Origin of the sequence: Mycobacterium sp. E1386 (assembly GCF_001672745.1) — a bacterium.
GTDB lineage: Bacteria > Actinomycetota > Actinomycetes > Mycobacteriales > Mycobacteriaceae > Mycobacterium.
In genome coordinates this window covers 20,339-33,577 of record NZ_LZKH01000210.1, presented here as the reverse complement: position 1 = coordinate 33,577, position 13,239 = coordinate 20,339, and the positions used below count along the sequence as shown (strand labels likewise).

General features: G+C 66.4%; 14 protein-coding genes and 1 tRNA gene. 7 read left to right on the top strand and 8 right to left on the bottom strand.

Annotated elements, in window-relative coordinates; all coding sequences use genetic code 11:
- Position 1 precedes the first annotated feature (1 nt).
- Together A5709_RS21370 and A5709_RS21365 are read right to left on the bottom strand one after the other, a co-directional pair.
- Positions 2-757 carry a dienelactone hydrolase family protein gene (locus A5709_RS21370; protein ID WP_068122245.1) on the bottom strand — a complete coding sequence of 252 codons (756 nt, stop codon included), beginning with the start codon at positions 755-757 and terminating at the stop codon, positions 2-4.
- Between the two features lie 60 nt (positions 758-817).
- Positions 818-1,600 (bottom strand): hypothetical protein, encoded by a 783-nt coding sequence (locus A5709_RS21365; RefSeq protein ID WP_068122243.1) that lies wholly within the window; start codon positions 1,598-1,600, stop codon positions 818-820.
- 202 nt (positions 1,601-1,802) lie between these two features.
- Between A5709_RS21365 and A5709_RS21360 the strand changes: the two genes are divergently transcribed.
- The gene (locus tag A5709_RS21360; protein WP_067945027.1) at positions 1,803-2,795 is read left to right on the top strand and encodes a chemotaxis protein CheB; all 993 of its coding nucleotides are present in this window, start codon (positions 1,803-1,805) and stop codon (positions 2,793-2,795) included.
- On the opposite strand, the gene A5709_RS21355 is transcribed toward A5709_RS21360, so the two are convergent.
- From A5709_RS21355 to A5709_RS21335, 5 genes are all read right to left on the bottom strand, one after another.
- On the bottom strand, positions 2,792-4,018 hold the full coding sequence (locus tag A5709_RS21355; protein WP_068122238.1) for a methyltransferase: 1,227 nt from the start codon (positions 4,016-4,018) through the stop codon (positions 2,792-2,794). The genes A5709_RS21360 and A5709_RS21355 overlap by 4 nt on opposite strands.
- An 84-nt stretch (positions 4,019-4,102) precedes the next feature.
- A complete protein-coding gene (locus tag A5709_RS21350; RefSeq protein ID WP_067945013.1) occupies positions 4,103-4,468 on the bottom strand; it encodes a DUF732 domain-containing protein in 366 nt (121 codons plus the stop codon).
- Between the two features lie 35 nt (positions 4,469-4,503).
- Entirely contained in the window at positions 4,504-4,806 is a 303-nt protein-coding gene (locus tag A5709_RS21345) for a hypothetical protein (protein ID WP_067945010.1), read from the bottom strand.
- Positions 4,807-4,956: 150 nt separating this feature from the next.
- On the bottom strand, positions 4,957-5,427 hold the full coding sequence (locus A5709_RS21340; protein ID WP_068012266.1) for a hypothetical protein: 471 nt from the start codon (positions 5,425-5,427) through the stop codon (positions 4,957-4,959).
- Between the two features lie 188 nt (positions 5,428-5,615).
- Positions 5,616-5,689: transfer RNA gene (locus tag A5709_RS21335), tRNA-Leu, on the bottom strand.
- A gap of 357 nt (positions 5,690-6,046) precedes the next feature.
- Here A5709_RS21335 and A5709_RS21330 point away from each other — a divergent pair.
- From A5709_RS21330 to A5709_RS21315, 4 genes are all read left to right on the top strand, one after another.
- Positions 6,047-6,940, top strand: a complete 894-nt coding sequence (locus tag A5709_RS21330) for a PE domain-containing protein (RefSeq protein WP_067947592.1) — start codon at positions 6,047-6,049, stop codon at positions 6,938-6,940.
- A 59-nt stretch (positions 6,941-6,999) separates the two neighbouring features.
- Positions 7,000-8,154 (top strand): PPE domain-containing protein, encoded by a 1,155-nt coding sequence (locus A5709_RS21325; RefSeq protein ID WP_067947590.1) that lies wholly within the window; start codon positions 7,000-7,002, stop codon positions 8,152-8,154.
- Positions 8,155-8,315: 161 nt separating this feature from the next.
- Positions 8,316-8,612: a WXG100 family type VII secretion target gene (locus A5709_RS21320; protein ID WP_007771418.1), complete on the top strand. Its 297-nt coding sequence runs from the start codon at positions 8,316-8,318 to the stop codon at positions 8,610-8,612.
- 44 nt (positions 8,613-8,656) lie between these two features.
- Positions 8,657-8,941, top strand: coding sequence for a WXG100 family type VII secretion target (locus tag A5709_RS21315; RefSeq protein WP_046182844.1), 285 nt, complete (start codon positions 8,657-8,659; stop codon positions 8,939-8,941).
- Positions 8,942-9,018: 77 nt separating this feature from the next.
- Here the strand turns inward: A5709_RS21315 and A5709_RS21310 are convergent, their stop codons facing one another.
- Positions 9,019-10,353: a PPE family protein gene (locus A5709_RS21310; protein ID WP_068122235.1), complete on the bottom strand. Its 1,335-nt coding sequence runs from the start codon at positions 10,351-10,353 to the stop codon at positions 9,019-9,021.
- Positions 10,354-10,780: 427 nt separating this feature from the next.
- Here A5709_RS21310 and A5709_RS21305 point away from each other — a divergent pair, with 427 nt between their 5' ends.
- The gene (locus A5709_RS21305; protein ID WP_067942858.1) at positions 10,781-11,554 is read left to right on the top strand and encodes a response regulator transcription factor; all 774 of its coding nucleotides are present in this window, start codon (positions 10,781-10,783) and stop codon (positions 11,552-11,554) included.
- The gene (locus A5709_RS21300) at positions 11,551-13,077 is read left to right on the top strand and encodes a cell wall metabolism sensor histidine kinase WalK (protein WP_068122232.1); all 1,527 of its coding nucleotides are present in this window, start codon (positions 11,551-11,553) and stop codon (positions 13,075-13,077) included. The genes A5709_RS21305 and A5709_RS21300 overlap by 4 nt, the downstream gene beginning before the upstream one ends.
- Positions 13,078-13,239 lie beyond the last annotated feature (162 nt).

Below are 13,239 nucleotides of genomic sequence, written 5' to 3'. Positions count from 1 at the left end.
CCTAACCTTTCAGCTGGGCGGCGAAGAAGTCGTCGATGCGCCGCCAGCCGTCCACGGCCGCCTCCGGCCGGTAGGCGGGCCGGTCGACGGAGAAGAACGAGTGCCCCGCGCCCTCGTAGGAGTGGAACTCGTGCGGCTTGTTCAGCCTGGTCAGCTCCTCGTCCAGGGCGGCCACCGCGGGCGGCGCCGGGAAGCGGTCGTCGAGCCCGAACAGGCCGAGTAGCGGGCAGCTCAGGTTCGGCGCCAGCTGCAGGATCGGCTTCATGGCCTTGGGCATGCCCTCCGGCGGATCCTCGACGATGAAGGCGCCGTAGCAGTCCACCGCGGCGTCGAACGGCAGCGAGCATGCCGCCAGGTAGGCGTGCCGCCCGCCCGAGCAGTGCCCGATGACGCCGAACTTGCCATTGGCCCCCGGCAGGGAACGCAGGTGCTCGACCGCGCCCGCGACATCGCCGACCAGCCGCTCGTCGGGCACACCGCCGGCGGCCCGTGCCGCCGCCGCGGCGTCGTCGGGCGACGCACCGGGGGCCTCGCGCGAATAGAGGTTCGGGGCCACGGCGTGGTAACCGCTGACGGCGAGCCGACGGACGAACTCCTTGGTTTCGCGGTCGTAGCCGGGCATGTGATGGATCCACACGACTCCGCCGCGCGACCCCTCGGCGAGCGGCATGGCCCGGTACGCCTCAATCTCGTCGCCGCCGTGGCCGGTGATGGTGATGGTTTCCGCCCGGATGGCGTCTGGGCTGAGCGCGTTCATCGCAACTCCTTTGGGGCTCCGTGGTTGGCCGCAACCAACGTATCGGACACCCTCGCGCGTTCAGCGCCGTTTGTCGCGCACCTTGTAGGTCGAGGGCCACGACTTGCGGGACTCATCCCCGGTCAACGGGGTGCCCATGCCCCCGACCTTGACGTTGTAGGCCTCCTTGCCGGGGCCGACCTCCCGGTTCGCGTGTTCCTGGGCGAGGAAGTACAGCTCGTCGATGGTGGCCTCGTCGTACGCGACGAACGAGGTTTCTCGCGCGACATCGTCGATGCCGGCCAGCATCCGCTCGGGCAGGAACCGCGATGCCAGTGCCGCCAGGGCCAATAGCGTGAACGGGATAAGCCAGTAACACACGTACGACAACGGGGTCTTGGTGTCCAGGGTGGTGGCGTCACCGCGCACGATCGGCGGGATCGCCGACGACACCGTCATGCCCGTCGCCGTTCCCACCCAGATCCAGCTCAGGACGCTGACGACCCTTCCGAATAGCTCGGTCTTGGTGACGTCGGCGGGTTGTTCCGCGGCCACGAACGCGCGCACGAACGGCTTGCCGGTCAGCGTTCCGGCCAGGGTCACCACGAGGAACCCGGCAACGCTGAGCGGCAGCATCCACCGCTGGGCGAACCACTCATCCCGCGCGAAAGTCAGACCGGTGAGCACCACAAATACGGCGGCAGAACCGATTTCGAACGTCCGCTCGGGTTTGCCGGTGAGGCTCCCGACCACCATCGCAATGGCTGCGATCGCCAGCCCCGCCAACGCCGAGGCATGGAACGGGACGTTACCGACCAGCACCCAGTAAGCGATCCACGGCGCAAGACCAGACAGCATGCCCACGAGTGGCCAGTGTATGAGTGGCGGTTCCACGCGCCGTCAGCGGCAGGCCCAAAATTTGGTCCGCAGAGCCAAGACGTGAATGGTGCGGCACCTCCCCTCGCTGTGATCGCCGCGCCACCAAGGGTTTCCCGACGCGCCGCCGCGGGCAGGAGAGGGCTTATGACCCTTGGCGTCAGCGCCCATCTGGGTCAAGGTTGAGGCCATGGAACGCGCGGCGACACCGGCCGAAGGCGTGGTGGCGGTCGGCGCATCCGCCGGCGGCATCGAAGCGCTGTGCGAGTTGGCGGCGGGGATGCCGCCGGATTTCCCGTTCGCCGTCATGATCGTCATCCACATGAGCCGGGGCGGGCCTTCCCTGCTGGCCCAGATTCTCGACCGAAGCGGCCCGTTGCCGGCGTTCGCGGCGGTCGACGGCGCCGTCCTGGAGGCCGGGCGGATATACGCCGCCGTACCCGACCACCATCTGCTGGCCCGCGACCACCGGGTGGCGCTGGCGGATGGCCCGTGGGAGAGCGGTCGACGACCGGGGATCGACGCGCTTTTCCGGTCCGTCGCGCTGGACTACGGCCCGCGCGCCATCGGTGTCCTGATGTCGGGACTGCTTGACGACGGCGTCGCCGGGCTGCGCGCGATCAAGGCCAAAGGAGGAATCACCGTGGTTCAGGAACCGACTGACGCTCTGTTTCCCGACCTACCGAAGAACGCCATGAGGGCCGGCGTGGCGGATCACACCGCGACGGCCAAGGAGATCGGTAGCTTGCTGGCGCAGCTGGCCGATCGCGACGTCGAAGAGCCGGCGGCCGACCCGGACGGTCAACTCGAGCTGGAGAATCAGATCGCGATGGACAGCCAGTTCGCCGCGTCCGTGGGTATCGAGGATCTGGGGCCGCCGACCGGGTACACCTGCCCGAGCTGCAACGGCGCTCTGATCGCCGTTAACGACAACGGATACCGCTGCCAGGTCGGTCACGCGTGGACGGCCCAGTCGCTGCTGGTCGCTTACGGCGACGAGCTTGAGGCGGCGGTTTGGGCGGCGATCCGCAACTTGAAGGACACGGCGCGACTGTCCCGCACCCTGGCCGAAAACGCCGAGAGCGCAGCGGATTTGGAAGGCTACACCGCAACGGCCAACCGGGCCGCACACGCGATTGTTGCGTTGCGTCAGGGTCTTCTGACGGCAAAGGCCGACAACTAACGGGATGGGTTGGTGTTCAACGCCATCGCCAGAAAATCGAGGCGCCACAGCGACTGGAACAGCGTGCGCCCGAATTCCCTTACCAGAAGGGCGTTTTCCGGACCGACGTCGCCGCGCTGTGCCACGGACTCGATGATCTCCCGGATCGCGCGACGGCCGTCGACCAGCTGAACGAACGGCAGCTGAGCCGGGTTGAGCTTCAGCTTCGTGCCGGGCAAATGGATCTCGTCGCCGGACAGCAGGCAGGCCGTCCGCAGTAGCGGAACGTAGTCAAGCGCCCCGTCCGTCGAGAAATCGATTGCGTAATGCTCTTTCGGACGTTCCGGGCGGCAGGCGATGAAGAAGTGGGTGGCATTCGCCGGCTGCAGGCGTTCCATCACGGACCAGAGTTTGATGTCGGGTAGTTGGTTCAGCATCGCCTGGAACTGGCTCGCCGGCGCGACGAAGGCGTGCGGATAGTACGGCGTTTTGTGAAACCAGCCCTGGAATGCCAGTCCGGCGGAGCCGACCAGGTCCAGGCATTCTTCGACGGTGTAAGTGCGCTGGCGACTGTGCAGGAAGGTGTCGACCAGGGCACCGTCGGACAGCAGGTCGCGGGCGCCGTTCAGGTAGGGGCGAACCGGGTGGTCGGCGGGCAGCACCGCGATCGCCTCTTTGACCATTTGGACCGAAGTGTCATCCTGCTTCAGCCCGAGGTCGCGGAACGCCGATTCGAGCATGTCGACCCCGATCCGGCCGTACTTCGCGTAAAGCATGACGCCGAGCGCCCCATCAGTGCGCAGGCAGCCGCCAAGCGCTTTGAGCCCGGCCAGTGGGTCCGCCATGTGGTGCAAGACGCCGGTGGACACGATGAGGTCGAAGTCGCGGGACAGCGTCGACACCTCTTCGATGGGAAGCAAATGCAATTCCAGGTTGTCCAGGCCGTGCTCGTCCTTCAAATACTGCTGGTGCTTCAGCGCTGACCGGCTGACGTCGATCGCGATCACCTTGGCGGCGCGATTCATGAAGGCGAAAACGGCCGCCTGGAAGGTGCCGCAACCCGCGATGAGAATGTCGAGGTCCGGCTTGTACTCCCGGTCAGGCCAAAGGACGCGGTGCGCCCAAAATGGATCGAACCAATCCCAGTGATTCTTGGTCCACGCCGCGAGATCGGCTACCGGGGGCGGATACTCCCACCGATCGTATTGACGGGAGACACCGTCACCCCGCGGATCGTCGGTCACTTCGGCGCGGCTCCTTCGCGGTGGGGTCGCGACCAACTTACTGCGCCTCGCGTCGTTGGGCTTGCCGACGGCATGCCTCCGCGTTCACATCAGCGGCGGACCCGGGATCAGCCAGATCAGCGAACTGTCCATCTGCCCCCGGTACTGCGGGCAGTAGGCGGCCACGGAGAGGCCAACGAAGTAGCCGGATTCCCTCCTCGTGAGATCGGTATCGCGCATCACCTTCAACGCCAGAACGCTCGCATTCGCGTTGTTGTCGAATCCCGTGCACACCCGGTGGGCCATCGCGATCGCGGTGTCGCTGTCACGCACTTCGATCCCGTAGTTCACCAACGACGCGATGAAAGCATCATCGACTGGATCTGCTGATGCTGACGCCGAGGAGAACGGCACGGCGGCCAACAGCGGGACAGCACAGATCGCCAACCACTTCCCGAGACGACCGTCCATACCCTCTGCGGTCTCCTTCTGCGCGTCGGAAACGATCAACTCGGCGTCGACAGAGGCACCTTCGCGGCGCTCACAGCCTGCTCGGTCTGTCCGTTCGTCTCCGGCGCGCTTACCGCTCGCATGTCGAGGGGTTGGGTACGCCATCCGGCGTAACCGAGGGCGGCGCTGATCGCGGTATAGACAACGGCCTCCGTCCACATGAAGCCGACGCCCCATTTCCTTCCGAGGAAGATGGGCTCGTCGATGATGCCGGCGGATGCGGCGATGGCGTAACCCGCGTGCGCATAAGCGATTCCGGCGAACGCTCCGCAGAAGAATTTGCTCACTTCGCGATTCATTTCCTCGTCCTCTCTCGGTTGCCGCAAGTCGTGTGATCTCACTGTGGTCCTGCCCTCGAGCTGGAGGTAGGGGCCAAGGTCCTCCCGCGTCGGACCCTTTGTCGCTTCTCCCACACAGCGCGCCGGCAGGCAGGAGCGGCCGGAGCGGACCTATCCCTGCCCGTTGACGATGCGATCGCGGACGGCGGTGGCGGTCGAGAGATGCCCCTCCGCAGAGTTCATGAACTCACCCGCGTGCCGGGCCTCGTTCGCATCGTTGTCCTCGACCGCGGCGACGCAGAAGTGGGACGCGGCGTCGAAATCATCGAGACTGGCTTGCAGTGCGTCGGTGAGTTCTTTGTCGGGGGAAGGCAGATGGCCCTGGAGGAAACTTGCCGCGTCATGGCCCTCGTGGCAGGCCGCTCCCAGACTGGCGTAGTCCTTATTGCCGATGGCATAGGTGGCCTTGCCCATGGCGATACCCAGGTCTTGCATGTGGTCCTCGGTCAGTTGGACCCATCCGCGCACGACCTGAGCGTGCGGCGTTGTAGTTGTGGTCCCGCTGCCGCTGGTGTGTGTTCGTGGCGAGCAGCCGGCGACGAGAAGCACCACTGCGGCGCCCACGATGGCTTGCTTGATCACCGTTGGCCTCCTAAACCCTGTGAACGGTGATCCTTCGCCCCGACCGCGCCCGGCCGACAGGGCACAAAGGCTCTACGTCCACGAGCAGGATGGCCGCGATTCGATCGTGGGCTCAGCGGCGGGGAAACAGGCCGTGGGTGGCGGCTGGCGATTCTCGCACCGTGTGTTCTGACGTGCGCGCACGCCGGTGCCCCCAGTCGGACTCGAACCGACACTGTGCGGATTTTAAGTCCGCTGCCTCTGCCAATTGGGCTATGGGGGCCCGGCGGCGAATGTAGCGCGCCGACGCCGAATCCGGGACATCGCGTCGGTCTCGAAATAGGCGAAATTCGCAAGATGCGCCGCGAGAGCGCCTCAGCTAGGATCCGCGCCCGCGCCGCTTAACCACGGTTTTCCTTTAGGTAACAGATGACACCGCTATGTCGGCCAACGGGGAAGTGTTAAAACTGCCGACCTCATCGTTAAGAAGCCGTAAACGGCTGTAACCCTGCCCCTTTCGGCCGGGAACGTGGACTTGGGGGTCGTTAGTGTTACGCCAACGCACAGGGGCCGTTACGCGAACACTCAGGGTCGATCCACCGCATGGGGGTCGGCCGTTCCGAACAGTAGGGAGCAATCGATGGCATTTTTGACGACACAGACAGAAGAGATGCTAGCTGCGGAGGCGTTGCTATCGGGCATCAATACAAACCTGGCGGCGCAGAACGCGGGCGCCGCGCCGGCGACGACAGCGATCATCCCCGCGGGCGCCGACCCGGTGTCAGCTCAGCAAGCGGCCATCTTCACGGCGTACGGCACCCAGTACCAGGCGATCGCCAGCGAGGCCCAGACGCTGCTGGAACAGTATGCGCAAACGCTGGGCATCAGCTCCGGTAGCTACACAAACACCGAGGCCGTCAACGCGGCCCAATCCGGTATTCAAGCTCTCGATTCGATAAACCCCAGCGCGTCTGCGGGCACAACGGGCTCCAACCCGCTCGACGTCCTCCAGTGGCTCCTCGGCGGCACCGGCAACTACAGCGGCGGCCTCGGTGGACCCTTCAGCCTGTCGGGTAACGGAGCCAATATCGGCAACATCGGCTTCGGCAACTGGGCCTCCGCCGGTTCCGACCTGCTGGGTCTGGCCGGTGGCGGTTTGCTGGACACCTCCGCCGCCGACGCAGCGGGTTCGGCCGCCGACGCCGCTGGCCTCGCCGACAGCACGGCGCCGATGGCCGGCGGCATGGGCATGGGCGGTGTAGGCGCGCTGCCTGCCGCAGGCCTGGGCCAGGCGACCATGGTCGGCAAGCTGTCCGTGCCGCCGACCTGGGCCGGTCCGGCCACCCCCCTGGTCGGTACCAGCGCCGCACCGCTGCAGACCGTGGGCTGGACCGCTGCCGCACCGCAGGCCGGTACGGGAACGATCATCCCGGGCATGCCGGGAATGGGCGCGGCTGCGCGCAACAGCGCCGGCTTCGGTGCGCCGCGCTACGGCGTCAAGCCGATCGTCATGCCAAAACCGGCAACCGTTTAGCCCTTCGGTCAATCCCCACAGACTTCGAATTCCAAAAGACAAAAGGAGCAGGAAACACAATGGTTCTTGACTTTGCAGCAATTCCCCCGGAGATCACCTCCTCGCTCATCTACTCCGGCGCGGGCTCGGCGCCGCTCATGGCAGCCGCCACGGCGTACGCCAACCTCGGTGCCGAGATCAGCACGACGGCGACCCAGTGGGAGTCGATCATCTCGCTGCTGACCAGCGAGCAGTGGACGGGAGGTGGCTCGGCAGCGGCAGCGGCAGCGGCCCAGCCCATCATCACCTACCTGACCGAAACGGCCGCGACACTGGAGCAGGCCAGCGCCCAGGCCATGGCGTCGGCCGCAGCGTTCGATGCGGTGTACGCGGCGGTGGTGCCGCCACCGGTCGTCGTGGCGAATAGAACGCTGCAAGCTTCGTTGTTGCCTTTGGCCATTCTCCCTGGCGTCGCCGCCGAGATCGCCGCGTTGGACGCGGAGTACGCCGAGATGTGGGCCCAAGACGCCGCCGCAATGGCGGCGTACCAGGCGGCCTCGCTCGCCGCCGGGGTGCTGACCCCCGTGACGCCGCTGACGTCGACCACCAATCCGGCGGCGGCCGCCGCGATCGACAACAGCGCCGTTGCCTTCGACGCCACGAACGGCACGGGACAGGGGCTGGCAAACGCTCTGAGCATCCCGGGCTACACACCCCCGCCGATTCCGAGCAGCGCGGGCCTACTGCAGTCGATCGACGGATTCCTCGGCACCCCGTCGGTGTTCAACAGCATCAACGGCGCCGTCAACACCGCTGCATGGTGGGTCTGCAACACCATCCCGACGGCGGTCTCCCTGGGGCACACCTTGGGTTCCGTGCCGTCGATCCCATTCGCCCTAACCGACTCCGTCACGCCTCTCGCCGGCGGCATGGTGCAAGGGACCATGGTGGGCTCGGTGTCGGGTGCGGGAGCGTCGGCCGCGCTGGGCGAGGCTTCCGCGGTCGGCGGGCTGTCGGTGCCGGCCGGCTGGAATGCGGCCGCCCCAGCGTCGCTGGCTTCCTCCACCGCTCCCCTCGAGGGCTCGGGCTGGACGGCGGCGGCCGAGGCCGAGCCCGTCACGGCGATGCCCGGCATGCCGGGGATGGCCGCGGCGGCCAAGGGCGCCGGCGCCTACGGCTCCGGGCCGCGGTACGGCTTCAAGCCGATCGTTATGCCCAAGCAAGTTGTCGTCTGATGTCGGGATTACCGGTACGGGAAATAAGGGGGTACATGTCACCCGTTTGAGGCGATCAGTTAACCGGTAGGCCGTAATCTGTCCATAACGCGGCCACCACCGCATCAATTAGAACTGTTAAGACTTCGACACCGAAGCTTGAAGGATAAGGAGAAAGCAACATGGCAACACGTTTTATGACTGACCCGCACGAAATGCGGGCGATGGCGGGCCGCTTCGAGGTCCACGCCCAGACGGTTGAGGACGAGGCTCGCAAGATGTGGGCATCCTCGATGAACATCGCCGGCTCGGGCTGGAGCGGTCAGGCGCAGGCCACCTCGTACGACACCATGGGCCAGGTCAACCAGGCCTTCCGCAACATCGTCAACATGCTCCACGGAGTGCGGGACGGACTGATCCGCGACGCGAACAACTACGAGCAGCAAGAGCAGGCCTCGCAGCAGATCTTGGGCAGCTAACACTCGAAACCCGCTGTCTTCCAACACTTTAAGGAGCCAAGCAAATGACCATTAACTACCAGTTCGGCGATGTCGACGCCCACGGTGCCTTGATCCGCGCCCAGGCCGCGTCTCTGGAGGCTGAGCACCAGGCCATCGTTCGCGATGTGCTTGCGGCGGGTGACTTCTGGGGCGGTGCCGGTTCGGTGGCCTGCCAGGAGTTCATCACCCAGTTGGGTCGCAACTTCCAGGTGATCTACGAGCAGGCCAACGCCCACGGGCAGAAGGTGCAGAGCGCCGGCAGCAACATGGCCAGCACCGACAGCGCCGTTGGGTCCAGCTGGGCCTGACACCGCGTTTCACCCGAAAGGGCCCGCACACCGTGGTGTGCGGGCCCTTATCGTTTCGAATGCCTTGCGGCCCCGGCTTATCCGGCCACCGGCGAACGCGGGATGAGCGAGGGGCGGAACCCGATGCGGTGAACCGCGCCGTCGGACTCGCGGCCGACCATGGCGCCCAACGGCAGCTTGGAAAGGCCGGTTGCCGACGACGGCGTCGTCGCGGCGCCCCACCCAGCCGGCGCCGTGCTGGCGTCGAGCGCGGCGGGGAGCGGCGTCACCGATGACACCGTGTCGGCCCAACTCGGCGGCACCGACAGGGTCCCCAGCGAGGCCGCCTGGCCCACGCCCGCCGACGCGCCTTCGCCCAGCCCGCCGATCGGACCGAGGGCCCCAAGGCCACCCATGTTCCCCAGCCCTGCCAAGCCCTCGGCACCCGCGGCGCCCTCAATCGAGTTCACACCGGCGAAGTCCAGCGACAGCCCGTACAGGTCGATCCCGATCCCGCCGCCGTCGGCGCCCAGACCGGCACCGTCGGCGCCCAGGCCGGCCACATCGGAGGCCAGCCCGGCCGTGTCGGCTGCGCCGGAGCCACCACCGAGGGCCGCCGCCAGGCCGGACGCGGTGCCCAGGCCGGCGTTCGCGGTCTTGGTGGCGCCCTTGCTCGTATCGGTCAGGCTGGACAGCGCGCTGAGCGGGGCGGACGCCCCCGACGACCCAAGCGACGCCCCGGTACCCATCGCGGCCTGCGACATACCGGAAGTCGATCCCGGGGCCGACAGGCTCTGCAGCGCCTGCGGCACCGAAGACATCAGGTGCGCCGAAGTCGTCTGGGCGGTGCTGCCGGCGTGGGTGCCCATCGCCTGGGTCATGGCGGCGGCTTGGCCCGCCACCCCGCCGGGATTGGTCGTCCGGGGCGGCGGCGCGAACGTGCTGAAGGCCGCAGCGGACGCCGAGCTGGCGGCGTAGGTGTACATGGCGGTGGCGTCCTGGGCCCACATTTCGCTGTACTCGGCCTCGGTGGCCATGATCGCCGGCGTGTTCTGCCCGAGGAGATTGGTGGCGATCAACGCCGTGAGCCGAGCCCGGTTGGCAGCGATGAGCGGCGGCGGCACCGTCATCGCGTACGCAGCTTCGTAGGCCGTGGCAGCGGCGGTGGCCTGGACCGCCGACTGCTCGCACAGCTCGGCGGTGGTCCGCAGCCACACCACGTACGGCGCGACCGCGGCGGCCATCGACGTCGACGTCGGGCCCGCCCACTCCTGCGTCAGGGTCGTGACCACCGATTCATATCCGCCGGCGGCCGAGTTCAACTCGAGGGCCAGTGAATCCCATCCCGCCGAGGCGGCCAGCAGCGTTGCGGGCCCGGGCCCCACATACATCCGACCGGAGTTGACTTCCGGCGGCAACGCGCCAAAATCCATTACTTTCCTTTAACTGGTTGAGTTTGCCGAAGCGGCGGCCGCGGGCATTGAGCCCACGAGGCCGAGCTACGAAAAGCGTTCCAAGCGGCCAATTTTGGTAACGCGAGTCAGGACTCCGTCGTCCCCCGCATCGAGGCTACGCATTCAGCTGTCACCACATTCGGCGAAATGCAGCGCCTTGCAAATAAATCAAACCCGTTCTCGCGCGGGCGGTTTTGTACATATCCCCTGGAATTGCCTGGCAGATCAAACCAACGGCTGTGCTAGCCCCGCCCCTTTGGCAAACCAGCTCGTAAACAAGGCGCCGGATGCGACTCATATAAAACTCATATTTGACTGCCGTCGCGGTGACTTGTCCCGCACCCACATTTGAGTGCCCTATGAACTTCGTGACAGTCAGGTGTGTGCCTTGCCAGAATGTAGGAACATGACCGCAATGTCGGGCTACGCGGGCGGCCAGCGCCCTCGCCAGGCCATCCTCGGGCAGCTGCCCAGGATTTACCGTGCCGATGGATCGCCGATCAGGGTCCTGTTGGTCGATGACGAGCCGGCGCTGACCAACCTGGTGAAGATGGCGCTGCACTATGAGGGATGGGTTGTCGACATCGCCCACAATGGCCGCGAGGCCCTCGCCAAGTTCGACAAGGTCAGTCCCGACGTGCTGGTGCTCGACATCATGCTTCCCGACGTGGACGGGCTGCGAATCCTGGAACGCGTCCGCCAGTCCGACGCTTACACTCCGACGCTCTTCCTCACCGCGCGGGACTCGGTCATGGATCGGGTCACGGGTCTGACCGCCGGCGCCGACGACTACATGACCAAACCGTTCAGCCTCGAGGAGCTGGTCGCCCGGCTACGCGGGTTGCTGCGCCGTTCCGGCCAGCAGTCGCCCCCGGCCGCCGAGACCCTCAAAGTCGGCGACCTGAGGCTCGACACCGCGAGCCGCGAAGTGACCCGCGACGGCACACAGATATCGCTTTCCTCGACCGAGTTCGAACTGCTGCGCTTCCTCATGCGCAATCCCCGCCGCGCGCTGAGCCGTACCGAGATCCTCGACCGCGTCTGGAACTACGACTTCGCCGGGCGCACCAGCATCGTCGATCTCTACATCTCGTATCTGAGAAAGAAGATCGATTCCGGGCGCGAACCGATGATTCACACCGTGCGCGGCGTTGGATACATGCTGCGGCCCCCGGAATGAGCCGAGACCGGGACGCCATGTCCGGGGACCTTCCGCGGTGGCTGCCCCGATCGTTACGCCGACAGCTGCTCTTGGGCGTATTGGCAGTTGTCAGCGTGGTGTTGATGACGGTCGGGATCGTGTCCGTGCTGAGCCTGCGCGGCTATGTCACCGCGATGAGCGACGCCGACGTCGCTGATTCTTTGGACGCGTTGGGCCACTCGTACACGAAATACGTTAGAGGCGAACAGGACCCGGCTGGCGAGGCCAAGCCACTGACTGAGGCGATGCTGCAGTTCACCGATCAGACGCCGGGAAATTTGATAGTGGTGCTGCACAACGGCACCGCGATCGGGTCGGCGGTCTTCTCGGAGGCCGAAGCACGGCCCGCGCCCGCCGACGTGGTCCGCAAAATCGAGGCGCAGTCGTGGGCAAACGGCCCGCCGCGAACCGAAAACCTGGGCAGCCTGGGCTTCTATCGGCTCAAGAGCCACGTCGATGGATCGGATGTGCTGGTCGCCGGGGTGTCGCTGAACCTCGCCGACCGAATCATCGCCCGCAAACAGGTCACCACCACCCTGCTCATCGCGGCGGCGTTGGCGGTCACCGCGGGCCTCACCTTCTGGGTCGTCGGCTACACCCTGCGACCGTTGCGCCGGCTGGCCGGTATCGCCGCGGAAGTCGCCGCCATGCCGCTGACCGACGACGACCACCGAATCAGCGTCCGGGTACGACCGAAGGACACCAACCAGCAGAACGAGGTCGGCATCGTCGGCCACACCTTGAACCGGTTGCTGGACAACGTCGATAGTGCGCTGGCGCAGCGCGCCGAATCCGACCTGCGGATGCGGCAATTCATCACCGACGCCAGCCACGAGCTGCGGACCCCGCTCGCGGCGATTCAGGGGTACGCCGAACTCACCCGCCAAGACAGCTCGGAACTGCCGCCGACCACCGAATACGCGCTGGCACGCATCGAATCCGAAGCCCGGCGCATGACGCTGCTTGTCGACGAGCTGCTACTGCTCTCCCGCCTGGGCGAAGGACAAGACCTGCAAAGCGAGGACGTCGACCTTGCCGACCTGGTCGTCAACGCCGTGAACGACGCGGCGGTCGCGGCACCGACGCACCATTGGGTGAAGGACCTCCCCGACGAGCCGGTGTGGGTCCGCGGGGATCAGGCGCGGCTGCACCAGCTGGTCAGCAACCTGCTCCACAACGCCAGGGTGCACACCCCGCCCGGGGTCACCGTCACGACCGGGATCACCTGCCACCGTGACGGGCCCGAGGCGCCGTACGTGGAACTGACCGTCGCCGACGACGGCCCAGGCATCGACTCGGACCTTCTCCCCCGCTTGTTCGAACGGTTCGCCCGGGCGGACAACTCCAGGCTCAACAGCTCGGGCACCGGGCTCGGCCTGGCCATCGTCAATTCGATCGTCAAGGCCCACCACGGCTCGGTCACCGCCGAATCCAGCGAGGACACAACGGTTTTCCGGGTCCGGATCCCGATGATCGACGGCCCGGGCGCCGAGACCGGATAGTCGCACGGATTTACGCGCGCGGCCGAGCGTTAAGAAACCGTAAAGGCGCCCCGCGACGCCGTTAGGAAAGTGTCAACCAAAGGCCCTAGCCCCGCGGCGCCAACTAATTTCAAGCTGAATTCGCCTCCGAGATAGCGCCGTGGCTGCCTCGACGAGGCCTTT